Source organism: Cellvibrio japonicus Ueda107, from assembly GCF_000019225.1.
GTDB lineage: Bacteria > Pseudomonadota > Gammaproteobacteria > Pseudomonadales > Cellvibrionaceae > Cellvibrio > Cellvibrio japonicus.
In genome coordinates, this window is record NC_010995.1 from 3728455 (window position 1) to 3755129 (window position 26675).

General features: G+C 54.5%; 18 protein-coding genes. 6 read left to right on the forward strand and 12 right to left on the reverse strand.

What is annotated here, in order from left to right; genetic code table 11:
- Positions 1-70: 70 nt before the first annotated feature.
- The 6 genes from CJA_RS15115 to CJA_RS15140 form a co-directional block, all read right to left on the reverse strand.
- Complete coding sequence (locus tag CJA_RS15115) at positions 71-1438, reverse strand: cyclic di-GMP phosphodiesterase (RefSeq protein WP_012488720.1); 1368 nt, start codon at positions 1436-1438, stop codon at positions 71-73.
- Between the two features lie 210 nt (positions 1439-1648).
- Entirely contained in the window at positions 1649-2719 is a 1071-nt protein-coding gene (gene hemE / locus CJA_RS15120; protein ID WP_012488721.1) for a uroporphyrinogen decarboxylase, read from the reverse strand.
- Positions 2720-2813: 94 nt separating this feature from the next.
- The gene (locus CJA_RS15125; protein WP_012488722.1) at positions 2814-4397 is read right to left on the reverse strand and encodes a Na/Pi cotransporter family protein; all 1584 of its coding nucleotides are present in this window, start codon (positions 4395-4397) and stop codon (positions 2814-2816) included.
- A 52-nt stretch (positions 4398-4449) separates the two neighbouring features.
- Positions 4450-5868 carry an FAD-dependent oxidoreductase gene (locus CJA_RS15130; protein WP_085953161.1) on the reverse strand — a complete coding sequence of 473 codons (1419 nt, stop codon included), beginning with the start codon at positions 5866-5868 and terminating at the stop codon, positions 4450-4452.
- A 19-nt stretch (positions 5869-5887) separates the two neighbouring features.
- Complete coding sequence (gltB, locus tag CJA_RS15135; protein WP_012488724.1) at positions 5888-10342, reverse strand: glutamate synthase large subunit; 4455 nt, start codon at positions 10340-10342, stop codon at positions 5888-5890.
- A 256-nt stretch (positions 10343-10598) separates the two neighbouring features.
- Positions 10599-11057, reverse strand: a complete 459-nt coding sequence (locus CJA_RS15140) for a hypothetical protein (RefSeq protein WP_012488725.1) — start codon at positions 11055-11057, stop codon at positions 10599-10601.
- Positions 11058-11293: 236 nt separating this feature from the next.
- On the opposite strand from CJA_RS15140, the gene CJA_RS15145 reads away from it, so the two are divergent.
- Positions 11294-12316 carry a flagella assembly protein FlgT middle domain-containing protein gene (locus tag CJA_RS15145; protein ID WP_158304074.1) on the forward strand — a complete coding sequence of 341 codons (1023 nt, stop codon included), beginning with the start codon at positions 11294-11296 and terminating at the stop codon, positions 12314-12316.
- Between the two features lie 5 nt (positions 12317-12321).
- Here the strand turns inward: CJA_RS15145 and CJA_RS15150 are convergent, their stop codons facing one another.
- Positions 12322-13821, reverse strand: a complete 1500-nt coding sequence (locus CJA_RS15150; protein ID WP_148208895.1) for a tryptophan halogenase family protein — start codon at positions 13819-13821, stop codon at positions 12322-12324.
- A 36-nt stretch (positions 13822-13857) separates the two neighbouring features.
- On the reverse strand, positions 13858-14799 hold the full coding sequence (locus CJA_RS15155) for a hydrogen peroxide-inducible genes activator (protein ID WP_012488728.1): 942 nt from the start codon (positions 14797-14799) through the stop codon (positions 13858-13860).
- Positions 14800-15019: 220 nt separating this feature from the next.
- Here CJA_RS15155 and CJA_RS15160 point away from each other — a divergent pair, with 220 nt between their 5' ends.
- The gene (locus CJA_RS15160) at positions 15020-16330 is read left to right on the forward strand and encodes a cation:proton antiporter (RefSeq protein ID WP_012488729.1); all 1311 of its coding nucleotides are present in this window, start codon (positions 15020-15022) and stop codon (positions 16328-16330) included.
- Between the two features lie 241 nt (positions 16331-16571).
- Positions 16572-17399 (forward strand): exosortase-dependent surface protein XDP1, encoded by an 828-nt coding sequence (gene xdp1, locus CJA_RS15165; protein WP_148208896.1) that lies wholly within the window; start codon positions 16572-16574, stop codon positions 17397-17399.
- Between the two features lie 103 nt (positions 17400-17502).
- On the opposite strand, the gene CJA_RS19490 is transcribed toward xdp1, so the two are convergent.
- Positions 17503-17649 carry a hypothetical protein gene (locus tag CJA_RS19490; protein WP_012488731.1) on the reverse strand — a complete coding sequence of 49 codons (147 nt, stop codon included), beginning with the start codon at positions 17647-17649 and terminating at the stop codon, positions 17503-17505.
- Between the two features lie 138 nt (positions 17650-17787).
- Here CJA_RS19490 and CJA_RS15170 point away from each other — a divergent pair, with 138 nt between their 5' ends.
- Genes CJA_RS15170 through CJA_RS15180 form a run of 3 tightly spaced genes read left to right on the forward strand, consistent with a single transcriptional unit; the run spans position 17788 to position 20651 of the window.
- Positions 17788-18558, forward strand: coding sequence for a ThuA domain-containing protein (locus CJA_RS15170; protein ID WP_012488732.1), 771 nt, complete (start codon positions 17788-17790; stop codon positions 18556-18558).
- Positions 18559-18588: 30 nt separating this feature from the next.
- Entirely contained in the window at positions 18589-20091 is a 1503-nt protein-coding gene (locus tag CJA_RS15175; protein WP_012488733.1) for a phospholipid carrier-dependent glycosyltransferase, read from the forward strand.
- Between the two features lie 2 nt (positions 20092-20093).
- The gene (locus tag CJA_RS15180; protein ID WP_012488734.1) at positions 20094-20651 is read left to right on the forward strand and encodes a PA14 domain-containing protein; all 558 of its coding nucleotides are present in this window, start codon (positions 20094-20096) and stop codon (positions 20649-20651) included.
- Between the two features lie 65 nt (positions 20652-20716).
- Here the strand turns inward: CJA_RS15180 and CJA_RS15185 are convergent, their stop codons facing one another.
- From CJA_RS15185 to CJA_RS15195, 3 genes are all read right to left on the reverse strand, one after another.
- Positions 20717-21343 (reverse strand): thioredoxin family protein, encoded by a 627-nt coding sequence (locus CJA_RS15185; protein WP_012488735.1) that lies wholly within the window; start codon positions 21341-21343, stop codon positions 20717-20719.
- A gap of 46 nt (positions 21344-21389) precedes the next feature.
- The gene (locus CJA_RS15190; RefSeq protein ID WP_012488736.1) at positions 21390-23447 is read right to left on the reverse strand and encodes a protein-disulfide reductase DsbD family protein; all 2058 of its coding nucleotides are present in this window, start codon (positions 23445-23447) and stop codon (positions 21390-21392) included.
- Between the two features lie 164 nt (positions 23448-23611).
- Positions 23612-26602: a TonB-dependent receptor gene (locus CJA_RS15195; protein WP_012488737.1), complete on the reverse strand. Its 2991-nt coding sequence runs from the start codon at positions 26600-26602 to the stop codon at positions 23612-23614.
- Positions 26603-26675: the final 73 nt, after the last annotated feature.

A 26675-nucleotide genomic window follows, 5' to 3' on the forward strand; every position in this document is an offset into this window, starting at 1 on the left:
ATTCCTGCATAAAAAAACCAGAGCCAATGCTCTGGTTTTTGGTCATCCGGATGGTACTTGCCTGAACCTATCAGCTTTTGGATGTTAGCTTGCTCAGCAGCGCCATTAGACCTTTTTTTTCCGTTTTCATCAAATAGTGATCGCGGATACCGGCGATATCCACATCGTAACTGCCCGGCTCCAGGTCGCGGGCGATTTCAATTTTCTCAATCTCGTAGCGGGTTTTCTTACCGGAATCCAGCAGCGCCTGCTTGCGCTTGTCATCTTCGGATAAATCCAGCAGCAGGTATTCCTCTATCGGCTGCTTGTAACTATCCAGCACCACGATCACCTTGGGTTTCAGGCGACGCTCGAAGTTCTGCTCAACCACGACAGCCACTTCACCCGTACTCAGCTCCACCAGGGTTCCGGTGGGATACAGGCCAATAGCGCGAATGAATTCAACTACCAACTCCTCCTGGAACTGGATATTGCGCAGCTCATAGAGTTTGGCGACGGCTTTGGAGGGGGCAATAGGATGGCGCGAGCCGCGCGGATTGGTTACGTAATCGTAGTAAGTCACTATGCCGGCAATCTTACCCAGCAGGGGAATCTTATCGCCCGATAGCCCCTGCGGAAAACCACTGCCGTTCAGCCGCTCGCAATGGGTTTTAACCACACTGATAACCCGTGGCTCCATACCCGGGGTTTTGCGCAAAATATCGCAGCCCCGCTCCACAAAGGTTTCATATTCGCGCTCTTCTTCCGGGCTGCGCTCCACCTTGGCCAACAGGCTTGCATCCAATTGCACCTTGCCCACATCCTTGAGCAGGACGCCCATGGCCAATACATCCAGGTCGCGTTTGGGCAAGCCGATATGACGTCCGAATAAAATAGCCCAGACCGATGAGCGCACCGCATGGCTGTAGGTATATTCGTCTTTTTCCTGCACCCGCGATAACCAGGTAAAGGCATCCGGGTTGCGCAATACACTATCCACCATTTCACTGGCGACACGCTTGGTTTCTCCCAATGAAGAGCCTTCCCACTGGTTTTCTTCGAGCTGTTTCACCACTTCAACAACAGCGTCATAGACCTTCTGGTGTAGAGCCCGCGCGCGCTTGACCTCTTTTTGCAAAGGCTCGACCTCGCGGTAGAGGCCGCGCTGGATTTTGAGGGGAGCCACAGGGTCACTGTACGAGGAGGCGCGCTCGCGTGATACGGGTTTGGATTTGGCGGGGGCCAGGGTTTTGAGGTTGGCCGCTATAGGGCCTCGCCCCTTTTCAATATCGATAAACACATAATGGCACAGGGCTTTGAGCTGGTTGATCTCGCCCAGATCGCGCAGGTAAAACCCCTGCAGGGGAAAAGGCGTCTGTGACCAGGGGCGATCCAGGCCGGACACAAACATGCCGATGGTTAACTCATTGACATCCACTTTAACCTGTTTAATTCCCACGATACTTACTTCCCCATGTGCCGATGCCGGTGCGGCAATTTAACGCCAGACAATAACAGAAAAAGGACAATCGTTATCTGAATCTATTCACTAAACCGTTTATGGCCTATCCAAGTGTATTCACCCCGGCGATTTCAGGGTTTTTATCGGCAGAGTGTAATCAAGAAAAAGAGGCGACACCAGACTGGGCAGACTGGCGCCGACAACCAGTTACCCAGCGGTATGGTATTGGGCAGACAGATCATGTACCGCACGGATAAAAGCGCCCGCATGTTCGGGATCGACTTCGGGGGTAATGCCATGTCCCAGGTTAAAAATATGGCCGGAGCCCTGCCCATAGGCAGCGAGGATATTGCCCACCTCGGCGCGGATGCGCTCGGGCGAGGCGTAGAGAATGCCCGGGTCCATATTGCCTTGCAGGGCGACCCGGTTGCCGACGCGGGCGCGGGCGGCGGCTATATCGGTGGTCCAGTCCAGCCCCAGCGCTGTAGCACCCGTGTCAGCCATAGCGTCAAGCCATTGGCCTCCGCCTTTGGTAAACAGGATGACCGGCACCTGGCGTCCTTCATGTTCGCCGATCAAGCCAGCGACAATCTTTTCCATGTATTTCAGGGAAAACTCCCGATAGGCATTGTGCGACAGCGCACCGCCCCAGGTATCAAAAATCTGCACAGCCTGCGCACCGGCACGGATTTGGGCGTTGAGGTAGACAATCACCGATTCGGCCAATACGTCCAGTAACCGATGCATGACCTCCGGCTGGTTGTAGAGCATTTCCTTCGCGCGCCTGAAATCGCGGCTGGAACCGCCTTCAATCATATAGGTGGCCAGTGTCCAGGGGCTGCCGGAAAAACCGATCAGGGGGACGCGGCCATTGAGTTCGCGGCGGATGGTCTTTACTGCATTGACGACATAGGGCAAATCCTGCTCGGGATTGATCACCTTGAGTGCATTGACATCCGCCTCAGTGCGCACTGCCTTGTGGAATTTGGGTCCCTCGCCGGTTTCAAAATACAGGCCGAGCCCCATGGCATCGGGAATGGTGAGGATGTCGGAAAAGAGAATGGCCGCATCGAGCGGATAGCGCTCCAGGGGTTGCAGGGTGACTTCACAGGCTAACTCAGGGTTGGTACACAGCCCCATAAAATCCCCGGCGCGAGCGCGGGTAGCGCGGTACTCCGGCAGGTAGCGGCCAGCCTGGCGCATCATCCATACCGGCGTCACATCCACCGGCTGACGCAAGAGCGCTCGCAGGAATCGATCATTGTTTAATGGGGTCATGGGCGCCTCTCTTGTTATTCCGGCAATCTGTTCCGGCGCCCCGCACAATGGCGCACCGGCTGGCTATAAAGGGGCGGCAGTATACACTGCCCGTTCATCCGTGCGGTGCCTCGGAGGCAGTGCCCGTCTGTGCCATAACGCCCAGATATTGATAAATGCGCACCAGGTGGGTGCCGACACGATGCATCCAGCGCGCGGTTTCCATACGGCTGACACCGGTATCCAGCGACAGGCTCCCGGTGGCCACTTGCTGCATGGTTAGCTCGCGTAAATGTTGCTCCTGGGTTTGCAGTTGCCCAACCAGTAACCCGGCCTGGTCAGGTGCCAGCGGACGGCTTTCGACCAGCGCCTGGGTCAGGGTCATCAAGACCTGTTTAGCAGAGGTCAGCTGATCTTCTCCGTGCAGCACTATCACAGCCTGGGCATTCTGGCAGCGCTCGTGCAGGCGCTGCATATGGTCGAGCAGGTGGATACTGCTCAGCAGCCGGGTCCAATCCTTTCCATCACTGCTATCCAGGTGAATCTGGTCAATATAGGCCTTGGCCTCGTTAAGGGTGCGCCCGGTGTGTGCTAAAGAGACCGGGCGTGGAGATTGTCCGAGGATGTAAGCGATCTGTTGCACCAAGGGCAGCATTTGCTGAGCCAATACCCGGCTCACTTCCGTCAATGCCAACTCGGGATATTTAAGCAGACTGGTGTCCAGCAGTGGTTTTTCATCTCCACCGCGCTCGGGAAAGAGACGCGCTATAAAGCGCGCGTAGTAACCGATAAACGGCAGGATGATCAGGACACCCACCAGGTTGAACAGTGTATGGAAGGCCACCAGGGCCAATTCTGCCTGGGGTGTATCGGGAAAGCAGAGATGCCAAAGCTGTATATAGGGGGTAATCAGGAAAAGCGCACAACCGCTGACAATGGTATTGAACACCACATGGGAAAACCCGGTGCGACGCACATGGACATTGCCGCCGATAGTCGCTATCGCCGAGGTAAAGGTAGTGCCGACATTCATACCCACGACCAACGCGGCCGCCTGTTCGAAGTTAATGACACCGCTATGCAATGCCGCCAGGGCCGAAATCACTCCGGCCGTCGAGGATTGGGTCAGCAGGGTAAACGCGGTTCCCACCACCATCAACACCAGTTTGCCCCACAAATGATCGGCGGGTACAAAACCCAGGTCGACCTTTTCCTGCAAACCCGCCATGCCCGATTGCAGGCTGTCGATCCCCACAAACACCAAACCAAACCCGGCCAGCGCAAACGCCAATCCCGAGCGACGGCTACCGCCAAACAGGCGCAAAAAGGCTCCGATAAAAATCAGGGGGGATGCGATAGTCGCCAGCTTGAGCTTGAAACCGATGATGGCCACCATCCAGCCGGTAAAGGTGGTGCCGACACTGGCTCCCAACACCACGCCCAGGGCCTGGGAATAGGCAAGCATACCCGCGCCGACAAAGCCGACCGTGATAATGATGGTTGCACTGGAAGATTGGGTGACGATAGTGGCGAGAATACCCGTCATCACACCGCTGGAAGGACTGCGCGTAAAACGCATCAAGGCTTTACGCACAGGTTCACCTGCCAGGCTTTTCAGCCCCTCGGTCATCAAACTCATACCGAGTAAGAACAGGCCTATACCCCCTATCACCTCAAGGGTAACGGCAGACATATCCATAAGAAGCCCCTTGCTTTCAAGCGCGGCAGTGCCGCGCGCAAAAAGGAAGGGATTATACGTTCAAGTAATCGAGAATGCCCTGGGCAGCTTCACGGCCTTCCCAGATCGCGGTTACCACCAGGTCAGAGCCGCGCACCATATCGCCACCGGCAAATACCTTGGGGTTGGAGGTCTGGAACTTGAACGGCTGGTGTTCCGGGGCAATGACCCCACCCCAGTCATTGGTTTTAACACCATTGGTCTCAAACCAGGGCTGCGGACTGGGACGGAAACCGAAAGCAATCAGCACCACATCGGCAGGCAGGATTTCCTCGGAGCCGGGAACCACTACCGGGCTGCGACGGCCTTTGGCATCCGGCTCACCCAATTGGGTAGTGACCACTTTAACGCCTTCCACCTTGCCATTACCGACGACTTCAACCGGCTGGCGGTTAAACAGGAATTGCACGCCCTCTTCTTTGGCGTTGGCGACTTCGCGCTTGGAGCCGGGCATGTTGTCTTCGTCGCGGCGATAGGCACAGGTGACACTGGTAGCGCCCTGGCGAATCGACGTGCGATTACAGTCCATGGCGGTGTCACCACCACCCAGCACTACGATTCTTTTGCCTTTTACACTGATGAAATCTTCCGGGCTCTTTTCAAAACCCAGGTTGCGATTCACGTTGGAGACCAGGAACGGCAGCGCATCGTAAACACCGGGCAGGTCTTCACCGGGGAAGCCACCTTTCATGTAGTTGTAGGTACCCATCCCCATGAACACGGCATCGTAATCGCGCAGCAATTGTTCCAGGGTGATGTCTTTGCCCACTTCGGTATTCAGGCGGAACTCTACGCCCATTTCCTCAAACACTTTGCGACGACGGGACATCACCGATTTTTCCAGTTTGAATTCGGGGATACCAAAGGTGAGCAGGCCGCCGATTTCCGGGTACTTGTCAAACACTACCGGTTTGACGCCGTTGCGCACCAGCACATCGGCACAGCCGATACCGGCGGGGCCCGCACCAATCACCGCGACCTTTTTATCGGTCCAGACCACCTTGGACATATCCGGCTTCCAGCCCATGGCGAAGGCGGTATCGGTAATGTACTTTTCGGCATTGCCGATAGTGACCGCACCAAAGCCGTCATTCAGGGTACAGGCGCCTTCACACAAGCGATCTTGCGGGCACACGCGGCCACAGACTTCCGGCAGCGAGTTGGTTTGGTGGCTCAGCTCAGCCGCTTCAAAAATATTGCCTTCACTGATCAGCTTCAACCAGTTGGGGATGAAGTTGTGTACCGGGCACTTCCATTCGCAATAGGGGTTACCACAAGCCAGGCAGCGATGCGCCTGGTTGGCCACTTCGTCTTTCGTGAAGGGCTGGTAGATTTCCACAAACTTGTGTCTACGGGTTTCCAGGTCTTTCTTGGTGGGGTCTTTACGACCCACATCGAGAAACTGAAAGTCATTGTTTAAACGAGTCATGATAGGTTCTCCTCGCCCCGCCTTATTCGCCGCGCTTGCGGAAACTGTTTAACAGGCCGCCGATCGCTGCCGCCTTGGGTTTTACCAGCCAGAACTTACCGATGTAGTCATCGACGTTATCGAGCAGGTGTTGGCCCCAGGCACTTTCGGTTTCTTGCACAAATTCTTCGATCACACTGCGCAGGTGGTTGCGGTGGGCTTCCAGGGCTTCGGTGTTGATCCGATGGATGTCAACCAATTCGTGGTTGTAGCGGTCGACAAAGTCGTTAGCCTCATCCAGCACATAGGCGAAACCACCGGTCATACCCGCGCCAAAGTTAACGCCGGTCTGGCCCAGCACCGTCACCACACCGCCGGTCATGTATTCACAGCAGTGGTCGCCTGCCCCCTCTACCACCACGTGGGCACCGGAGTTGCGCACGCCACAGCGCTCGCCGGCAGTGCCCGCCGCAAACAATTTACCACCCGTGGCACCGTACAAACAGGTATTCCCCAGGATACTGGTCTTGTTGGACTTGAAGCCGGAATTGCGCGGAGGACGGATCACCAGCTTGCCGCCGGCCATCCCCTTACCCACATAGTCGTTAGCATCACCTTCCAGGTACATTTCCAGGCCACCAGCGTTCCACACACCAAAGCTCTGGCCGGCAATACCGGTGAGTTTCAGCTTGATAGGCTTGTCGGCCATGCCCTGGTTGCCGTAGCGCTTGGCGATTTCACCACTGATACGTGCACCAATAGAGCGGTCACAGTTCGTAATATGGAATTCGAACTCACCGCCTGATTTAGCGTCGATGGCGGGCAGTACCACCTGTACCATGGCCTCCGCTTTTTCGCCCTTGTCAAAGGGCTCGTTCTTGCTGACCGCACATAACTGTGGCTTGGTTGCCAGGTAATCGTCGGTATAAATGATGGGATTTAAATCCAGCTGTTGCTGCTTGGTGGTTTCACCGTCCAGCACTTTCAGCAGGTCAACGCGCCCCACCAGCTCCGCCAGGCTGCGAACACCCAGGCGTGCCATCCATTCGCGGGTCTCCTCCGCCATAAACTTAAAGAAGTTCATGGCCATTTCCACAGTACCTATGTAATGGTCCTGGCGCAGCTTGTCCTGCTGGGTCGCAACGCCGGTGGCGCAGTTATTCAGGTGGCAGATACGCAGGTATTTACAGCCCAGGGCAACCATGGGGCCGGTGCCAAAGCCAAAGCTCTCAGCGCCGAGCATGGCCGCTTTCACCACGTCCAGGCCGGTTTTCAGACCACCGTCGGTTTGCACCCGCACCTTATCGCGCAAGTCGTTGGCGCGCAGGGTCTGGTGGGTTTCAGACAAACCCAACTCCCAGGGTGAACCGGCGTATTTGATAGACGTGAGCGGACTGGCAGCCGTACCGCCGTCATAACCGGAAATGGTGATCAAATCGGCATACGCCTTGGCCACGCCGGCGGCAATCGTGCCCACACCGGGGCGGGATACCAGTTTCACCGATACCAGCGCATCCGGGTTCACTTGTTTCAGGTCATAGATCAGCTGCGCCAGGTCTTCGATAGAGTAAATATCGTGATGTGGCGGTGGAGAGATCAAGGTAACACCGGGCACTGAGTGACGCAGGCGGGCGATCAAATCGTTCACCTTGCCGCCGGGCAACTGACCACCTTCACCGGGCTTGGCGCCCTGGGCCACTTTAATTTGCAGCACTTCGGCGTTGACCAAATACGCGGGGGTTACACCAAAGCGACCGGAGGCCACTTGCTTGATTTTAGATGTTTTGACAGTGCCGTAACGGGCCGGGTCTTCACCACCCTCACCGGAGTTGGAGCGCCCGCCCAAACGGTTCATGGCTTCGGCCAGGGCTTCGTGCGCCTCGGGTGACAGGGCGCCCAGCGACATACCCGCTGAGTCAAAGCGCTTGATGATGGCTTCGATAGGCTCTACTTCTGACAGGGGCACTGGCGTACACAGGTCGTCGCGCAGGGTCAGCAGGTCGCGCAGCATGGCTACCGGGCGCTTGTTCACCAGGTCGGCATAGTTACGCCACAAGGCATAGTTGCCACTTTGTACGGCTTTTTGCAGGGTCTGTACCACATCCGGGTTAAAGGCGTGGTATTCAGAGCCATGGACATACTTGAGCAAACCGCCCTGGACAATGGGCTTGCGATCCAGCCAGGCAGTCTGCGCCACCAGTTGCTGGTCCGCCTCCAGGTCTTCAAAACGGGCACCGCCGATACGGCTGGGAGTGCTTTCAAAACAGGTATTGATCACCTCTTCCGACAAGCCAATCGCTTCGAACAATTGGGCGCCGCGGTAAGAGGTAATAGTGGAGATACCCATTTTCGACAGGATTTTTAACAGCCCCTTATCGATACCCTTGCGGTAATTTTTGTAGGCGGTGTCCACATCGGTCAGCAACTCGCCGGTCTCAATCAAATCGTTGAGTACGTGGTAACTGAGGTATGGATACACAGCCGTCGCACCATAGGCGATCAAGGCCGCCACCTGGTGCGGATCACGCGCCGACGCGGTTTCCACAATCAGGTTGGACTCGCAGCGCAGGCCGATATTGGTCAGGTGCTGGTGCACCGCGCCCACGGCCAGGAGTGCATGGATAGGCAGTACGCCTTTTTCAAAGCCCGCATCACTCAACACGACCAGCACCTTGCCGGATTGAACCGCCGCGGCCACATCATCGCAGAGCTTGGCCAGGGCCGCCTTGAGGTTAGTGGTTTCCGGGTTGTAGTAAAGCGAGAACTTTTGCTGCTCATAACCGGGGCGATTCAACGCCATCAGGCCGCGGAATTTTTCCGGCGACAGCACCGGCGAACTCAGGATCACGCGATCGGCATGTTCCGGCAGCTCGTCATAGACCGAGAGTTCGCGCCCCAGGCACGTCTCCAGCGACATCACAATCGCTTCGCGCAGCGGGTCGATGGGCGGGTTGGTCACCTGCGCGAACTGCTGGCGGAAGTAATCGTAAAGCGGGCGCTGCTGGCGCGATAACACGGCCATGGGAGTATCGTCACCCATGGAGCCCACAGCCTCTTGTCCGCCCTCGGCGAGCGGGCGCAAAAGCTGGTCACGCTCTTCGAAACTCACCTGGAACATCTTCATATTGGCTTTGAGCGCAATCCCCTCCAGGCCATTTTCCTTGGCGTCGGTATTGAGGGTGGACTCAATGCGCAGGGCGCGCTCTTTCAGCCATTGCTTGTAGGGCTTGCTCGATTTGAGCTGGTTGTCCACATCGCGGGTGTTGTGCAGGGTGCCGGTCAGGGTATCGATAGACATGATCTGGCCGGGGCCAAGGCGGCCTTTGGCCACTACATCCGCCGGGTCATAGGCATAGACACCCACTTCCGAGGCAACGGTGATCATATCGTCTTTGGTGATCACCCAGCGCGAGGGACGCAGGCCATTGCGGTCGAGGGTACAGACGGCGTAGCGACCATCGGTGATTACCAGGCCCGCCGGGCCATCCCAGGGCTCGATATGCATGGAGTTGTATTCGTAGAAGGCGCGCAGGTCCGGGTCCATGTTTTCCACGTTCTGCCAGGCCGGCGGCACCAGCATACGGATAGCGCGGTGCAGCTCCATACCGCCCAGGGTCAGGATTTCCAGCATATTATCGAGGCTGGAAGAGTCAGAGCCGGTGCGGTTAACCAGGGGTTTCAGCTCTTGCAGGCCTGGCAGCAAGTCACTGACAAATTTCGGGGTGCGCGCGACCGACCAGTTGCGGTTGCCCACAATGGTGTTGATCTCGCCGTTGTGCGCCAGCATGCGGAACGGCTGCGCCAATGGCCATACCGGCATGGTGTTGGTGGAGAAGCGCTGGTGGAACACACAGATCGCCGTTTCCAAACGCTCGTCCGCCAGGTCGGAGAAGAAGCGCGGCAAGTCCACCGGCATCATCAAGCCTTTATAGGAGAGGACGCTGCTACTCAAACTGGCTACATAAAAGGATTTATCACCCGCCAAACGGATTTCAGCTTTGCGACGGGCTATAAACAGGCGGGCGTTGAACTGTTCTAGAGGAAGCTCTGGTGAGCTGTTGATGAAGATGTGGAAAAAACTGGGGAGAGACTTTAAAGCGATGGGACCTAGGCATTCCGGGTCGGTTGGCACTTCACGCCAGCCGACCACTTCCAAGCCTTGCTGGGTCAGCTCCGCGGTGAAGGCTGACTGCTGTGTTTTCGCGATCTCCTTATCGGAGTTAAGCATGATCGAACCCACGGCATACACGGGTGCAAGCTCAGCACCGCAAGCTTCTTTCGCCACGGCACGCAAGAAACTGTCAGGCTTTTGCAACAACAAACCACAACCATCACCGGTTTTACCGTCCGCATTGATACCACCACGGTGAGTCATGCAGGTCAGGGCTTCGATTGCGGTTGTCAGCAAACGATGGCTGGTTTTGCCTTTCAAATGGGCAATCAAACCAAAGCCGCAGTTATCTTTGAACTCGTCTATCTGGTAGAGGCCAGTGGTCATAGGCTAATTCTCAACAAAAATCACTATCAAGGGATACGCTGCAAGTGAAAGGCGATGCTCATGCGAAAGCCGCGCCAAACCATACCCCAGACAAAAAAGCCCCTGAGGTTTAGGGGCTGGGCAAATGGGCGCAGGATATTACCCGCTCAGCGCTGCAATGGCAAGCAAACCGGCGGGTCAAACGGCGGCGGCAACGCACCAAAAAAGTGCAGCCTTTTGATTCGAACAGGTACCCTGGTGACGGGATCTTGCAGAGTTATTGGCGCTGGCGCCAATGGTCGGAAGTGAGCACTTGCTGACGACCAAAACGTTCCTGGTCTTCCCCGGTTGCCCCCTCCTTGCATTCCCCTTTCACCCACAGGTGACTGGGGGCCAAACTCCGATCCAATTCCATAAAGCCCTCGCGGCAATAACCGGATTGACGCACCACATAGGCCACATTTTCCAGGAGGCGTTCGGGCGTTGAACGGTTGATCTGGATACCCCCTTGCATCGGTGGACGGGCGGGCCCGCCACTGGTAGCCACCTGGATCCGGTCAGGCTGTTGCGGCATGCGCAACCGGTACACGAACATCTTGCTGGTATTAGGCAGAATCTCCACTTCCAGCGTTTCCTGGATGGAATCATTGATATAGCTGCGACCGGGTGAGGAGCATGCGACAAGCAGTGCTGCAAACACGGCTACCACGATCAGGCTGCTGGCCGTTCTAATCATTCATTACCTCATCTTGTGTCTCGGGGCCAGGCCGGCCCCGGTAAAGAGCCGGGTTAAAGGTTTCAGCAAAAAAGCCGACATTATCAGGTATCCAATCCCACTATAGCCGCTATTCTCTGGAGCCTGCTATGGGTTCAACACCAGCCGGTATGGCTACACCATTACTCACATCCTGCAGGCATCCGCTATTGACCCTCCTGCCTGGCGCGGGTTTCCTATTTTGCCTGGGATTATTCATGGCAAGTGCCACCCAATCCCAAGCGGAACCGCTGATACCAGAAGATATCGCCTACCAACCCGGCCCCAGGCCAGTTAGCGATACGACACCGACCAGCCTTCCGCCTCCGGTGGCAGAACCGGAGCCAGACGCCATCCGGATGGAGCCCCCGGTGGCGCCAACCGATACCTGCAAGCGCCAATCACCACTGCGCAAAACCTTAACCCTCACCAGCTTTACACGGCTCAGCCCCCACATGGCCAATGCCGGCGGCCTGCACGAGCTGGAGCAGGGGCTGCCCCAACTGCTGCGCGATGAACTCATGCAGCGCGAGGTTATCAGTGCAAACCTGCTCAACCAGGGCATAGCCCAAGAGGCAACCGAAGATCAACGCCAGCGCCAGGCCCAGGAGTTGGCCCGCCGCCATCACACCCAGTTTGTCCTGGCGGGCAGCATTCTCGACATGACGATGGATGACCCGGGTCGCCAATACAATCCCGGCCTGTGGCAAGGTGCAGCCAATCTGTTTCACGACCTGACGACGATTACCAGCCGCGATAAACGCACACGCCAGTTGGCCCTCTACCTGGAATTGCGCGATGGCTTCACCGGGGAGGCCCTGCTCAGCCGCCGCTACCACACCCAGGGAATCTGGAACCAGCAAGGCGCCCCCAGATTCAATTCCGCCGCCTTCCATCGCAGCGACTATGGCAAGGCCATCTATGAACTGGTAGGGCAAATGGGGGAGGACCTGGCCAACACCCTTGCCTGCCAGCCCTTTATCGCCGCGATTGATGCCGCTCCCGGTCGGCCGCAAGTCATTATTGATAGCGGCGCCAACCAGGGGTTGCGTGCAGGCGACCAGATGGAGCTTTATCAGTTGCTGGTAGTGCCATCCCAAACCCGATACATGGCCAGCGAAACCCGCCTGATCAAACGCAATAGCCGACTGCAACTGCAAGAGGTTTATCCATCCCACAGCACTGCCGTCCTGGTAGACGGCCAGTACCTGAACGGTGCCTTCCTCGCGATTAGCGATTAGACACGTCAAAAACCCCGGGGAAATTGCCTGGCCAGGTATTCATCATGGCTGGGCAGTCCCTCTACCATTTTGGCAATGGCAGTACGTGCCAATTGCAGGGTTTCACGAATCTGTACGTAATCCAGATTATCAACCCGCGGGCAATATTTGTGCGGACGGATCCCCATACCCTCAAACACAGACTGCCAGTTACTACTACGAAAGAGTTCATCGCTGGCTTCCGGAACCAAGCCATGGGCAGTGAATAACGCTATGCGCTCCTGTAATGAATCGGGGATTGGCATTTGGCGGCACCAGCGCCAGAAATCACTGTCATTGCGCCGGCTAGTGCAGTAATGCAGCAGGATAAAGTCGCGCACCTCTTCATAATCTGCCGCAATGCGGCGGTTGTAGGCGCGCGCCAGGCTGGGCTCACACTCGGCATCCGGAAAATAACGCAGGAAAAAATCCATACCGCGAACAATCAGGTGAATCGCCGTCGATTCCAGCGGCTCCACAAATCCGGCCGCCAAACCCAACGCCAAACAATTTCCCTGCCAGACGACCTTGCGGCGTCCACTGGTAAAGTGGATCAGGCGCGGTTCATTAAGCCGCGCAGCATCCAAATGCCGCAATAAGGTACTTTTTGCCTCCGCATCGCTGCAAAAACGACTGGCATAGACATAGCCATGGCCAGTGCCGTTGCGCAGGGGAATACGCCAGGACCACCCGGCCTTGCGCGCCGTAGCAGTGGTGTAGGGCATCCTCGAACCGGCCACGTCCGTCTTTACTACCAGTGCGCGATCACAGGGTAAATAGTGTGACCAATCCTCCAGTTCCACCCCCATCGCCTCACCAATCAACAGCGCGCGGAAACCGGAACAATCAATAAAGAAATCCCCGTCCACCCGCGTGCCATCCTGCAACTGCAGTGCCTGAATAAAACCGCGCTGGTCGCGCTCGCTGGACACACACTTACCCTGGATGCTTTTAACGCCCCGGGCTTCAGCATAACGACGCAAATAGGCAGCAACCAATTTGGCATCCAGGTGCACCGCGTAGTGGGCGCCACCAATCGGGGTATTTTGCGCCTGCCCCGGTGGAAAGAAACGCTCTCTCGCCGCCATGACGGCACAGGGGGAAAAATCCTCCAGTGGATAATGCTCGCCCGCAAGGCTCGCCTTTAACCAGCACTGGTAAAAATCCTGGTTCTCTATACGTTTTCCAATGCTGCCGTAGGGATGGAAATAGCTGTGCCGGGATTCGCGCCAGTCAATAAATTTAATGCCCAATTTGTAGCAGGCCTGGGTTTCACGCATGAAATCCTGCTCATCAATCCCCAGGCTGTGAATGAGGTGCAATATGGGAGGGATAGTGGACTCCCCTACCCCAATCGGCCCCAGCTCCTCGGACTCGATCACAGTGACCCGGCACAGTGTCGGCTTGAGATGGGCAGCCAGCATCGCCGCAGCAATCCAACCGGAGGTGCCACCGCCGAGAACAACAATATCTTTGATGGATTTCATGGATGTATTCATGGATATCTATTGTCTTTATTCCACTTACCAGGAGGCTTGCAGCAGGGACTGGGCGTCGCCGTCTGCCTCTGTGGTAAACCCCCACCAGGAACTGCTGCAGGTTTGAATGGCCCGGCGCAATACATCAATGGCACGATAGCGGGGAAAGCTGCTGCGCCAGGCCAATCCCAACGTACGCTGCCCTATGGCCAATGGTCGCGCCGCTACACGGCTTGCCCGACACAGTGAAACCTCCGCTGCGGAGGCGGGAACTATGCTAACCCCCATACCAGCTGCCACCAGATTACGTAACATTTCCAGGCTATTCACCGAAACCGTCTCCGGCTGCAATGCCGCCCAGGGACACAGGGCCAGCGCCTGATCGCGCAAACAATGTCCTTCCGCCATCAACAACAAGGGCTCCTGCGCGATATCCGGAATATCCACTATCTGTTTGCAGGCCAGGGGATGGGCCCGGGGTACCAGTACCACCAAAGGCTCGTCAAACAAACGCTGGGTGACTACCTCAGGCATGGCAAATGGCAGAGGTATCAGAACCGTATCCACTACCCCGTCGCGCAGCTTTCGTCGCAGTGACTCAGCGGTATCTTCCTGCACATAGAGCGGCATTTCCGGTGCCCACTGCTGCAGCTGGGCAATCAACTGTGGCAACAGATAGGGCCCCAGGGTCGTCAAGGTGCCCAGGACAAGCGGTGCGGCCAGCTGGTCCCTGCCCGCCTCAGCAAGGGATTTGATATCGGCAACACTCGCCAGCACAACCCTCGCTTGCGCAATGATAGGAGCGCCCTCAGGCGTCAACTTAATACTGGTTTTGGTGCGTTCAAACAACACAACACCCAGCTCTTCCTCCAGTTTGCGCAATGCAATGCTGAGGGTAGGCTGACTAACATGGCAGCGTGCGGCAGTGCGCCCGATGTGCAATTCATCGGCCAGTGTCGTTATGTAACGCAACTCAATCAGCGTCATAAAAACGGGATATCCATGGGAAAGAGAGGCCAGGGCTGGCGGCCAGTTTGCCTGTAAAGAATAGATTCGGTAAAGCAGTATCCCTACATTTGAAAATCGTCATAGCTAGAATTAATGACCTTCAAATTGTCCCCGCCATGTCGCTTCCGTTACAACTGTCGTTTTATTTAACAATACAAACAGCATAACAACTTATTCAACAGTTATTCGGTTAATTCCCATGTCTATTGCACAACTGTCTGTCGTCTTTTTCCTGCAAATGTTTATTATCCTGCTCGTCTGCCGCGTGGTCGGCTGGATAGGGCGCAAGTACCTGCACCAGCCCCAGGTGGTCGGCGAGATGGTTGCCGGGGTGATCCTCGGCCCCTCACTGTTCGGCCTGTTGCTGCCGGAGCTCCAGAAAGCCGTTTTCCCGGTGGAAACCAAGGGTGTGCTCTATGTGGGCGCCCAGCTGGGTGTAGGCCTTTACATGTTCCTGGTAGGCTTGGGATTCCGCGCCGACCATTTTAAAACCAACGTGAAAAGTGCAGCGGCGGTATCCATTTCCGGCATGGCGGCGCCCTTCCTGGTGGCCATCCTCATTACTCCCTGGCTGATGAGTGTACCCGGCCTCTTCTCCGAAAGCGCGACCCGGTTCAACGCCACCCTGTTTATGGGCGCCTGTATCGCCATCACAGCCTTTCCCATGCTCGCGCGCATCATCCACGAGCGCGGCCTCAGCCAGACCAAGCTGGGAACATTGTCATTGTCGGCCGGCGCTATCGATGACGCCGGTGCCTGGTGCGTGTTGGCCATCGTATTGGCCAGCTTTGGCGCCGGTGCCGGCGTTGCCTACACCGCCATTATCGGCGGCATCCTGTTTGCCAGTTTTATGATCCTGGTTGCGCCCAAGCTGCTGGCACCGCTGGCTCGCTACGCCGAAGGGCAGCAAACCCTCAGCCCCACCCTGCTGTCTATCGTGCTGATGCTGTTCATGCTGTCGGCCTTTATCGCCGATGCAATCGGCCTGCATGCAGTATTTGGCGGTTTCCTGTTGGGAGCCATCATGCCGCGCGGCAAGTTGACCAATGAAGTAAAACGCCAGTTGGAACCCTTCGTCGTGATCCTGTTACTCCCCATGTTCTTTACCTATTCCGGCCTGAATACCCAACTGACCATGGTCAATAACCTGGAATTGCTGGCAATTGCCCTGGTCATTTTGGCTGGCTCCATTGCCGCCAAAGGTGTCGCCTGCTGGGGGGCGGCGCGCCTGTGCGGAGCAGACAATCGCACCGCGATGGGTATTGGTGCACTCATGAATGCACGCGGCCTGATGGAGCTTATTATCATCAATATCGGTTTGCAGGCCGGGGTGATTGGCCCAGCCCTCTTCTCCATGATGGTGCTGATGGCCATAGTAACCACGCTGATGGCCTCCCCCCTGTTTGAAGTGGTCTACGGCAAGCGCGCCCGTGAAATGGGTGAGCTGGAAGCATTGAGCAAGGATGAACAAAGTCACCAGCCCACGCCCCAAACGACCTCGCCAACCTGACAAGGCACCCGCTTTTGCCAATCCTCAGCCCGGTCTCACGCCCGGGCTTTTTTATGCCATCGCCCATCAATACTGTCGAAATATTTTACGTACATCACACTTAAATCCAGGGCATTCCATTTTTTGGGTAAAACGCGTCGCTTTTTATGATGGAGATCAATGTATTAGGGAATGTGGCGCGGGATTTGCCTTGGGAGGCTCAGCAGTAAAACCACTCAACGTTTCACCATGGACTCTCTCTATGCGTACTCTAACAATCATCATCGCAGGACTTGCGATGGCATTTGGTGCTGCCACAGCCAGTGCCGCCCCTATCGGCTTCGACCTGAACAGCCCTGACAGCCGCACCGGTATTTCTAACAGCACCTATGCCAAAGGCTACAACTACAGTGAAGACGACATAGGTTTGAACATCACCGGCTGGTCTTACGGCACCAAAACCACGACAACCCAAACCTGTACCAAGTACAACAAAAAAGGCCAGTGCACCAAGTACGCAACCACGACCACCACCAGCGTGGTAGAAGCCATTGAGCAGGATTTTGTTGGTAAGTGGGATGGCCTGGGCATAGAGAAAACCGACAGTCCCAATCACGCCATCGATAACGAAAATGGCGACTACGACATGCTGTTACTCAGCTTCGATCAACTGGTAAAACTGACCTCGCTGGACTTGGGCTGGATCTATCTGGATAGCGACATTTCCATCCTGGCCTTCGATGGTGATACATTCGACAGCAGCTCCCTGCTGGGTAAAAAATGGCAAGACCTGCTGCTCGAAAACTGGTTCAGTGTCGGAAATTATTACAATGTTGATTACAGTGCCAACTCCGGACTGGTTAACACCAATGGTTATACCGCCAAGTACTGGTTGATCGGTGCCTACAATCCCAACCTGGGTGGCAGCTGGGATGGCGATAACCTCAACTACACAGGCCAGACCGACTATTTCAAACTCAAGGGCGTCACCGTAGAGAAGCCCCCGGTTATTGAACTCCCCGAGCCATCTGCATTCCTGCTGGTACTGTTGGGCTTGATCGGTATTGGATTGCGCCGCAGCAAACGCTAGACCTGCCTCATACCGCAGTAAAAAGGGCGCCTAAGGCGCCCTTTTTTGTGGCTTGCCATCCCTGGCAGCCACCCTGCGGGCCGTCGTGCCACGACGTCAAAAATCACTCCCGGCGATTTTTTGTGGCTTGCCATTCATGGCAGCCGCCCTTCAGGCCGTCACGTAGTGGTGCCAGCAATTGTTCCTGACGATTTTTTGCGGCTTGCCATCCATGGCAGCCGCCCTCCGGGCCGTCGCGTAGCGACGTCAAAAATCGTTCCCGACGATTTTTTGTTGCCTCGAATTTTCAATCACTTATGATGGCGCTTCCCGACAGTAGACACCCGGGCGATGCCTGCCCGGACGCAAGAATAACAACCTGTAACGGATTTTCCCGAAGGGGTGCATTATGTTCAAACGCTATCTGGCCGCGCTTGGCTTGTCAGCCCTGGCCACCCTGGTGCTCGCTATTCCGGCCCAGGCCCAGCAGTTCAAGGTACTGGTCTTTACCAAAACCATGGGCTGGCACCATGAATCCATCCACGATGGTATTACCGCCATGCGCACCCTGGCGCAACGTCACCATTTCGCAATGGATTGGCATGAGGATGCAGCGGTGTTTACCGATGAGCGGCTCAAACAATACCAGGTGATTATTTTCCTGCTGACCAGTGGCGACATACTGAACGAGGAACAGCAGGCGGCGATGGAGCGTTTTATCCAGTCCGGTAAGGGATTTGTGGGCATCCACAGCGCCTCGGATACCGAATACGATTGGGACTGGTACACCAGGATGGTGGGGCGGACGTTCCATATTCACCCGGAAATACAAACCGCACGCCTGGAGGTACTCAAACCGGATTTTCCGGGCCTGGAGCTGATGCCGAAAAAGCTCTGGTGGACAGAAGAATGGTATGAGTTTGGGGCCGAGCGCAGTAAGCACCTCAACTACATATTGGCCGTGAATGAAAAAACCTATAACCCCGCCGCCCAATGGGGCGAGAAAAAAACCGGGGGCATGGGTAAATTTCACCCCGTTGCCTGGTATCAGCAGTATGATGGCGGCCGCGCTTTTTACACGGCGCTGGGGCATCAGCCTGCTACCTATGCGGAACCCCTGTTCCTCGCCCACGTCTATGGCGGTATTTTTTGGGCGGCGACAGGCAAGGGACTGGATTAATAACAACACATAAAAACGATAGACACGACTATGAAAACCTTTTTGAAGACCTATGCGCGTTTCCTTTATCCCGCTGTGATCCTGGTGCTCTCCTTCGGGGTTTATTTCACTTATTACGGCTCGCCCCAGGCCATGTTCTGGGATGAGAATTACCACGTCGCCTCGGCCCAGAAACATATCGATGGCGTCATGTACATGGAGCCTCACCCCCCCTTGGGCAAAATGCTCATGGCCGTGGGCGAAGTCCTGTTTGGAGGTAACGGCAATGTCGATAAATCCAAACTCAACGAAACGGATTACCTGAACGGTGACCAGGCCCCACCGCAAATGACCTATAAGGGGTTCCGCTGGCCTTCTGTGGTCATGATGGCGATCTCGGTCCTGTTTTTTTACGGCATCTTGCGCTGCATTACCCAGCGGGAGTGGCTCGCCGCCGCATTCACCAGCCTGGTAATTTTTGATAATGCCCTCGTCATCCACTCGCGCGCCGCCATGCTCGAAGGCATCCAGATGTTTTTTATCCTGGCAGCCCTTTACTACTTTGTGCGAGTGGCGACTGACCACATCCATGAGGGAAAGAAAATCCTGCTGCGGCATTACGCCATCCTCGGCGTGTTGATTGGCCTGTCCATCAGCGTAAAGGTCAACGGCATGATCCTGGTATTGCTGTTTGTCATGCTGTACGGGGTCGACCAATGGCAAGCCATTAAGCAATGGCAGTGGCTGCCGCTGGCGCAACGTTTAGCGGTGACGGTCCCCAGCGGAGTTGTCCCCCTGCTGCTGGTATTTTTTGGTGTTTTCTATATCCACATCGGTATGGGCAGCACCATTATGAAAGACCGCACCTATAAAGCGTCGCCCGAGTACCTGGCCCAAATCCGCGCGGGCAATACCTGGGCTCCCGGCACCTTTATGATTGGTATGCGCGATAACTGGAAATACATGAGTGAATACGCCGATGGTGTACCGCGCCTGGATGTGTGTAAATCCGGTGAAAACGGCAGCTATGCCATGAATTGGCCACTGGGCAAGAAGACCATCAGCTACCGCTGGGACAAAAATACGGTCGACGGAAAAACCGTTGTTAAATACAAATACCTGACCGGCAATCCCGTAGTCTGGTTCAGTGTATTGGCGGGGATCATCCTGTCTTCCGGTCTGATTATCGGTCGCTTTATTTACGGCAACGCCATTAAAGATGAGCGCCTCTTTTTCTGGATCTGCGCATTTACCGGCCTCTATCTCAGCTACATGATCGCCATCTTGCAGATTGAACGGGTCATGTACCTCTACCACTACCTGGTACCGCTGGTGTTTGGCGCAATCAACCTGGCGCTGATATTTAATTACGTTTTCCGCGATGAAGTTATTGCCAACAATCGCCATACCATCATCAATGCCAGTTTATTTGCCCTGCTGGTTATTGGTGTGTTCGCGTTTTTCTCACCCTTCACCTATGGTTTCGGCCTGACTGAAGATCAATTCGAACTGCGCAACTGGTTCAGCTTCTGGCAATTACAGGTGGTGAGATAATCATGAACAAATTGATGGATAAAAACTGGATTTTCAGCGGCCTGATTCTGGCCATTGTGGTATTGATCCTGATACGCATCACCCCCGAGTCGGTCGACCCGGTCGTAAAATTGGTAATCAGCAAAAACCGCGCAAGCATCAGCAATATTTATCAGCCGCGCGATGTCGAGTTCACCAAAGAGGTGATGGTGGATCGCCTGAACCTGCTTGACAAAAGCCGCTTCAGCCATCCCAAGCTGGGCAATATCGCGGGTTATTCCGATGACTTCTTTGTCGATGTACAGCACCGTATCCAGGTCCTCAAAGGCGGCCAGTTCCGCTTTATGATCGGCAGTGATGACGGCTTTAGCCTGAGCATCAACGGCAAGAAAATCTGTGAGCATTTGGGCGACCGCCCCTACTCCGTCCAGCCCTGCTTTGTGCAGTTGGAACCAGGTACCCACGACTTCAACCTGTCCTACTTCCAGGGCTTCGGCAATTCCGGATTGACTGTACAATACGCCTTGGGCAGCGACAAACCGCGCTGGTTTGGCGACAACTCCAGCAGTATCAAGTTTTAATCTCCCGCAACAAAAAATAAGGCCCGCCTAGGCGGGCCTTATTTTTTTATGGTGAAAAAAACTTATCAATATTTCACACTGCATCCATAAGGGCGAGTGCTGGCCGTCGTGATTGGTTTACCAGCCAAGGCTTCATCCAGTGCAGCCGCCACATAGTTTTTCGAGGTGGGAATCACCGCCGGATTGGCTGAATCATTATCGTCAATCGCACCGGCATAAACGACCTGGCCGTCCGGATTGATAATGTACATGTGCGGTGTGGTCTTCGCGCCATAGGCTTTGCCTGTAGCGCCACTGGGGTCAAGCAGCAAGGCCTCAGACACCATATTGTGATCTGCTTTCACCTTGACCGCTTGTGCAGGTTCCAGATACCCCTGCTTACCTTTGGCCGATGAGATGATGGTCAACCATTCAACCTGTTCACCGTATTTGGCTTGCAGGCTTTGCATGTTATTGCTGCCGTAATGCTTCTTCACATAGGGACAATCCTTGTTAAACCACTCCAGCACCACCCACTTGCCTTTATAGTCTGCCAGTGCATGGTTTTTTCCGTTGGCATCCTCCAGGCTGAAATCCGGTGCAGGTTTACCGGGCACAGCCTCTGCCAATACCAGTGGGGCAAATAATAACGATGATACGGACATGGCCAGGAATCCAGCCCAGGGTTTCAAATGACGACTGATCAGTTTCATAGTGTTACTCCTTCTAGCTCCGGTGGTTATCAATAAAGAAATGGCCCTAACGCAGGTGCTCGCGCACCAGGGCCGGGGTAAGTACTTGCGGCAATAACTCGGGACTTCGGCTACCTGCCGGGTAATAGGCATAGACAGGAACCGAATTGCGCCCCAGGGTTGCCAGTGCCTGGGTAATACGCTGGTCGTAGCGCGTCCAGTCGGCGCGAATCAGCAATACCTGCCGCTCGGCAAACAGGTTTTGGATCTCGTCGGTATCCAGTACCAGCTTTTTATTGACCTGGCAGGTAATACACCAGGCAGCGGTGTAATCAATAAAAACCGGGCGCCCCTCATCCAGGGCCTGTTGCACTAAATCAGGATCATAGCCCCGCCAGGCACTGGCCGTCGGTTGCACAGACGCGGACGGCTCTGTCGGCAGTTGCCGGAATCCGATAACCAGCACTATCAGGGCCAGTATCCAGGCGAAAGCCTTCATCTTGCGCCCTGCGCCCTGCCCCAACCACAGGGCAAATGCCAGCGACAAGAGTAATGCCGACGCAACCAGCCAAGTCTGTTGCCCAAGGAGTTCATCCAGCACCCACAACAGCCACAGCACAGTCGCAAACAGCGGAAATGCCAGCAGCTGGCGCAAACGCTCCATCCAGGGACCGGGTTTGGGCAACAGAGCGGACAGCCGGGGACTAACCGCCAGCAACAGGAAAGGCGCCGCCAGTCCCGCCCCCAAACCGATAAAAATCGCCATCGCCGACAGCGGTGGCAGGCTGGCAGACGCCCCCAGTGCAGCGCCCATAAAAGGCCCCGTACAAGGTGCAGCAACAAATACGGCCAACACGCCGGTCATAAAAGAGCCACTGGCACTGGAGCGCCCGGCAAGGGCCATCAAGGAGTGCCCAAACTCAAAGGCGCCTATAAAACTCAGTGCCATTAACCAGAACAGAATCGCCAGGCCCAACACAATCCAGGGCGACTGGAGCTGGAACCCCCAGCCTATACCCGCACCGGCAGCGCGCAGCAGTAAAAAAGACAAGCCCAGGAGCGCAAAGGTTGCCAGCACACCCGCGCTATACAACAGCCCCTCCCGCACACGCAGCGCGAGGGCTGCTTCACGGGTTTTCATCAAACTGAACAGCTTGATCGACAATACCGGAAACACACAGGGCATCAGGTTAAGCAACACCCCTCCAGCGAAAGCCAGCAACAGCAACCACCACAAAGGTTCACTGACAGGATTGACTATCTCTCCACCAACCGTCAGGGACACTGCCGACCACTCCCAGGCCCTGTCGCCAGAGACGGCGACAAACCCCAGGTGTTCAGGCACAGGGGCAGCCGGCTCCAGCGTGAACGTTAGGATGCGCTCCATCCCCTTGTTCACTGTCTGTGGGGCAGCCGCCGTCACAAACGCGCCATCCAGGGGATACACCTGGGGCTCAGGGGCATTGGCGTCCGCCGAGTGCAGGTGTAGCGCCAGGGTGCGATTGCCATTGGACACCACGGCCTTTGCAAGCTGCCAGGGCACCTGGGCTTGCCCATCATCAACCACCAGGGGCACACGGGCTTTGAAATGCGCCAGCAGCGATTCACTGGCGCTATCCCAAACATCCCTGCCATCCACAAGCGGCACTTGCAGGCTTAAGGAGCCAAAACCAGGGATACACTCCTCCTGGCAAACCAGCCACTCAAGGTCAACACGGACCTCCAAATGTTCATCCGGTGTTTCCGGCAACACCAATTGGAACAAGTAGGCAACATCCCCTTCATAACCCAGGTTAGTGAGATGCGCGACGGGCAAACGGGCAGGAAAAGGCCACAGGGGCTCGGACACAGACGCGTAGTTACCCCGCCAGTCAAAACGGGGCGCCGCACCGGAATCGCCAGGGTTGCGCCAATACACATGCCAATGGGGATCAACCTCAAACAAAATGCCCAATGTTTTCTGTGAAGACGCCAACCCCATCTGCGAAGGAGCCAGCCAACTAATACGGACATGATCCGCGTCAATAACCGGTTCAGCCCTGCACAAGCCAGCCACACTGATCAGCAGCCATCCCAACAACCAGACACAAAGGCGGCCCATCCGATAAAAACCTTTTACGCGCATGCAACCTATTCTCATTCACTTCGAAAGTGCAGGTTATACGCGCAAATAAGCCAGATAGGGACAGGATAAAGGCAAAGAAGTGTTAACCGGGAAATGCAATAGCCGATCAATAAAAAAGCCGCATATTTGCATATGCGGCTTTTGGCAAGCAGGGGTTTTATACCTTAAAAGGTGTAATTCGCTCCCAGATAGAAGGTGCGACCGAACCACTGCAAGGTGCGGGTCAGGTCTTCGTTGAACATATAGTTGCGATTAGGTTCATTCGTCAGGTTGTTAATTGAAAACACCAGATCCAAGCCATTATCAAATTTGTACGCAGCTTGATAATCCACAACCGTTTCCGGTGCATACACAATCGGATTCAGGTTGATATTGCGAGTCTCACCCACGAATGAATCCTGATAGGTTGTCGATACCCGGGTTTCGAATCCACCATAGCTATAGAACACCGTCAGTTTCGCTGAGTTTTCTACCAACCCTGGGAAAGGCAGTGTTCCTGAATTCAAATCAGAATCTACCGGGTTAACAACCGTAATCTCACTATCTGTCCATGAATAACTGGCTGTCAGGCCAAGCCCAGAAAATAGCTCGGGCAAGAAGTTGAAAGTTTGCGTATAGGATAATTCCAATCCACGGATAAAACCACCATCCAGATTATTGATGGATGTAGAGTAAGTACCGTTTTGTACTTCCACCTCACTCACCAAGCCGCCGAGTTCAACAGGCCATGTATCGGGAACATCAAAACCCGCCGCGCGGAAATCAAAGTTCTCAATAGTAATATCCTGAATAAACGACTTGATTTCACGGTGGTAGCCTGCAATCACAATTGCACCGTTGGTTTCCTCCAAATACCACTCATAAGACAAATCAATTTGATCCGCAATAAATGGCTTCAGGAACGGAGAGGTGTTAGAACCGTAATTGAAATAAGGAATATCACCACGCAACTCCACACTACCGGTAGAGTCGGGTGCAGCCAAGCGATTAATGGGTGCACGCGACAGGACACGGGCCATTGCCAAACGCAACTGGTGTGAATCAGCCAAGCTATAGTTCAGGTTAATTGAAGGCAATGTATCACTGTACTTGATGCCAATGTCTTTGTAAGCATAATCTGTTCTGCACTCACCAAGCTCATCACATATTTCTACCGCACCGGCATTTACATCACCATTCACATTAACAATTGCACGACTGGACTGATCGGAGCGAACATGGCGAACACCAATGTTACCGGTCAGATCACGGCCGGCCAACGTAGTTTCAATATTGGCTTGCAAATAAACGGCTGTGACATTTTCATCAATATCAGCACGCTGTAACATAGACCAAGCGCGATCCTCACCCCAGCGGGCAGCGGGAGTAATTGAACGACGGGGCGCTTCAGGATCCAGATTCTCCTCTGTAGGTACAGGAGTTATTCCACGAACTAAACCCAGATTAGAAGCGGATTGAATAATTGCATCACCATCAATTGCCAGGAATGATGGAAAGTGGGAAAAATCACCTTTCCAATTAACAATATCCGCGGTGTCTGTTGTAATTGGCAAGGAGAAGTCCGATTGATAGTAACGGCTTGAACCTGCACCATCAGTTCCATAAACAAAAACCTGACGACGCTCTTTATGATTACGCTCAGAGTAACGCACTCCGGTTTCTACTGATTTGAGCAGCCCAAGCTCTGTGTCGTATTTAACATCAAACCGTACTGCATCAATTTTGTCATCACTGATGCGTGGATAACGCTCATAACTGGTTAACCGAACATTACTTACACCCTGCTCATCAAAGTAGGTGTAATCGCGGTTCATGCTAATACTGGGAAGGTTAATGCCATCCAGCAAATAGCTTACAGATTGATTAGGATCCCGCTCATAAGGATCTTGCCCAGGCACAAGATTTTCAGCTTCGCGATATAAATGCGCACGCGTCACCGCCTCCGCCTGATTACCAGACGAGTCAGAGTGCGAAAGATCCAGGGACAATGTCAATGCGTCTTCTTTCCATTTCACGTTTAAACCGCTGGAAAGCAAATCATTCTTCTGAGTAACATCGTTGTTGTTGATTTGGAAATTAAATGAGTCACGTTGCTGAATTGAATCATAAACGCCAAACTCACCACCAATAACAGCAATGTTATTCCACAGGATTACGTTCGCAATGTCTGCTTGCGCAATGGGCTGAACACGAAAACCACGGTTAAAGCTATTGGATTCAAAATCAGAATAAAAGATATCAGCCTGAACCGCCAATTGATCATTAGGCTCGTATTGAACAGAGGCTACATAACCATCCCGAGTTTCTTCTCCTCCAGTTTGGAACAATTCAAAACCGTCACTAATCGCAACCAGTGTCGGGCGCTGGGAAGGATCAACCTGATTCAAATTTGAATCCAAAACATTAATACCCAGATTTGCCTCATCCCATAAGTTCAGTGCTTGATCCAGGTTATAGTGCTCAAAACGCACGGCCGCACGCGGTTGGTACATATGGGCATAACCAACAGCAACCCCTAAGGTGTCATCAAATAATTTCTTTTGGTAGGAGATAGATAAACGTCTACCGTAAGGATCTGCTCCATAAATATCTTCAGCCTGGTCATTAAAACTACCTCGAACACTAACCATGACCTTTTGGTTTTCGCTCATTTCCAGTGGATTTGCGGTCTTCAATTCCACAGAGCCTGCCACACCACCTTCAATCAAGGAGGCTTTGGGAGACATATATACTTCAACAGATTGAATCAGTTCCGATGGGAACTGACTGAATTCCATGGCACGGGTACCATTGGGGGAAACTTGTTCACGACCGTTAAGGGTTGAAAACACGAAGCCTTCACCCATACCACGGATTTGAATAGTACTGGCCTGGCCACCTGAACGGGTTACAGTAATGCTGGGAACACGCCCCAATGCATCGGCAATTGACACATCAGGCAAGCCACCAATATCTGCTGCAGAAATAGCCTGGACAACCGTATCAGCATTACGTTTTACATCCAGGGCATTTTGAATGGATTTTGCATAACCGGTAACAACGACTTCTTCAACGGTTGGATCAACTGTTTCTTGTGCAATAAGGGATTGGGAGAGCGATACCAATGCCAGGCCCGACATAGCAGCGGCAATAGGTTTTACAGTAAATTTTTTCATGTGCTTAGTCTCAGCTTGTTATCTGGTGTTATCTGTTTTTTCTAACGCCCCCACCTCAGCGGGGGCTATGGCT

Excerpts from the sequence above, each read along its gene's own strand:
- hemE (WP_012488721.1), bottom strand. The coding sequence starts at position 2,719 with ATGACCCCATTAAACAATGATCGATTCCTGCGAGCGCTCTTGCGTCAG.
- CJA_RS15125 (WP_012488722.1), bottom strand. The coding sequence starts at position 4,397 with ATGGATATGTCTGCCGTTACCCTTGAGGTGATAGGGGGTATAGGCCTG.
- gltB (WP_012488724.1), bottom strand. The coding sequence starts at position 10,342 with ATGACCACTGGCCTCTACCAGATAGACGAGTTCAAAGATAACTGCGGC.
- CJA_RS15140 (WP_012488725.1), bottom strand. The coding sequence starts at position 11,057 with ATGATTAGAACGGCCAGCAGCCTGATCGTGGTAGCCGTGTTTGCAGCA.
- CJA_RS15145 (WP_158304074.1), top strand. The coding sequence starts at position 11,294 with ATGGCAAGTGCCACCCAATCCCAAGCGGAACCGCTGATACCAGAAGAT.
- CJA_RS15150 (WP_148208895.1), bottom strand. The coding sequence starts at position 13,821 with ATGAAATCCATCAAAGATATTGTTGTTCTCGGCGGTGGCACCTCCGGT.
- CJA_RS15155 (WP_012488728.1), bottom strand. The coding sequence starts at position 14,799 with ATGACGCTGATTGAGTTGCGTTACATAACGACACTGGCCGATGAATTG.
- CJA_RS15160 (WP_012488729.1), top strand. The coding sequence starts at position 15,020 with ATGTCTATTGCACAACTGTCTGTCGTCTTTTTCCTGCAAATGTTTATT.
- xdp1 (WP_148208896.1), top strand. The coding sequence starts at position 16,572 with ATGCGTACTCTAACAATCATCATCGCAGGACTTGCGATGGCATTTGGT.
- CJA_RS15170 (WP_012488732.1), top strand. The coding sequence starts at position 17,788 with ATGTTCAAACGCTATCTGGCCGCGCTTGGCTTGTCAGCCCTGGCCACC.
- CJA_RS15175 (WP_012488733.1), top strand. The coding sequence starts at position 18,589 with ATGAAAACCTTTTTGAAGACCTATGCGCGTTTCCTTTATCCCGCTGTG.
- CJA_RS15180 (WP_012488734.1), top strand. The coding sequence starts at position 20,094 with ATGAACAAATTGATGGATAAAAACTGGATTTTCAGCGGCCTGATTCTG.
- CJA_RS15185 (WP_012488735.1), bottom strand. The coding sequence starts at position 21,343 with ATGAAACTGATCAGTCGTCATTTGAAACCCTGGGCTGGATTCCTGGCC.
- CJA_RS15190 (WP_012488736.1), bottom strand. The coding sequence starts at position 23,447 with ATGCGCGTAAAAGGTTTTTATCGGATGGGCCGCCTTTGTGTCTGGTTG.
- CJA_RS15195 (WP_012488737.1), bottom strand. The coding sequence starts at position 26,602 with ATGAAAAAATTTACTGTAAAACCTATTGCCGCTGCTATGTCGGGCCTG.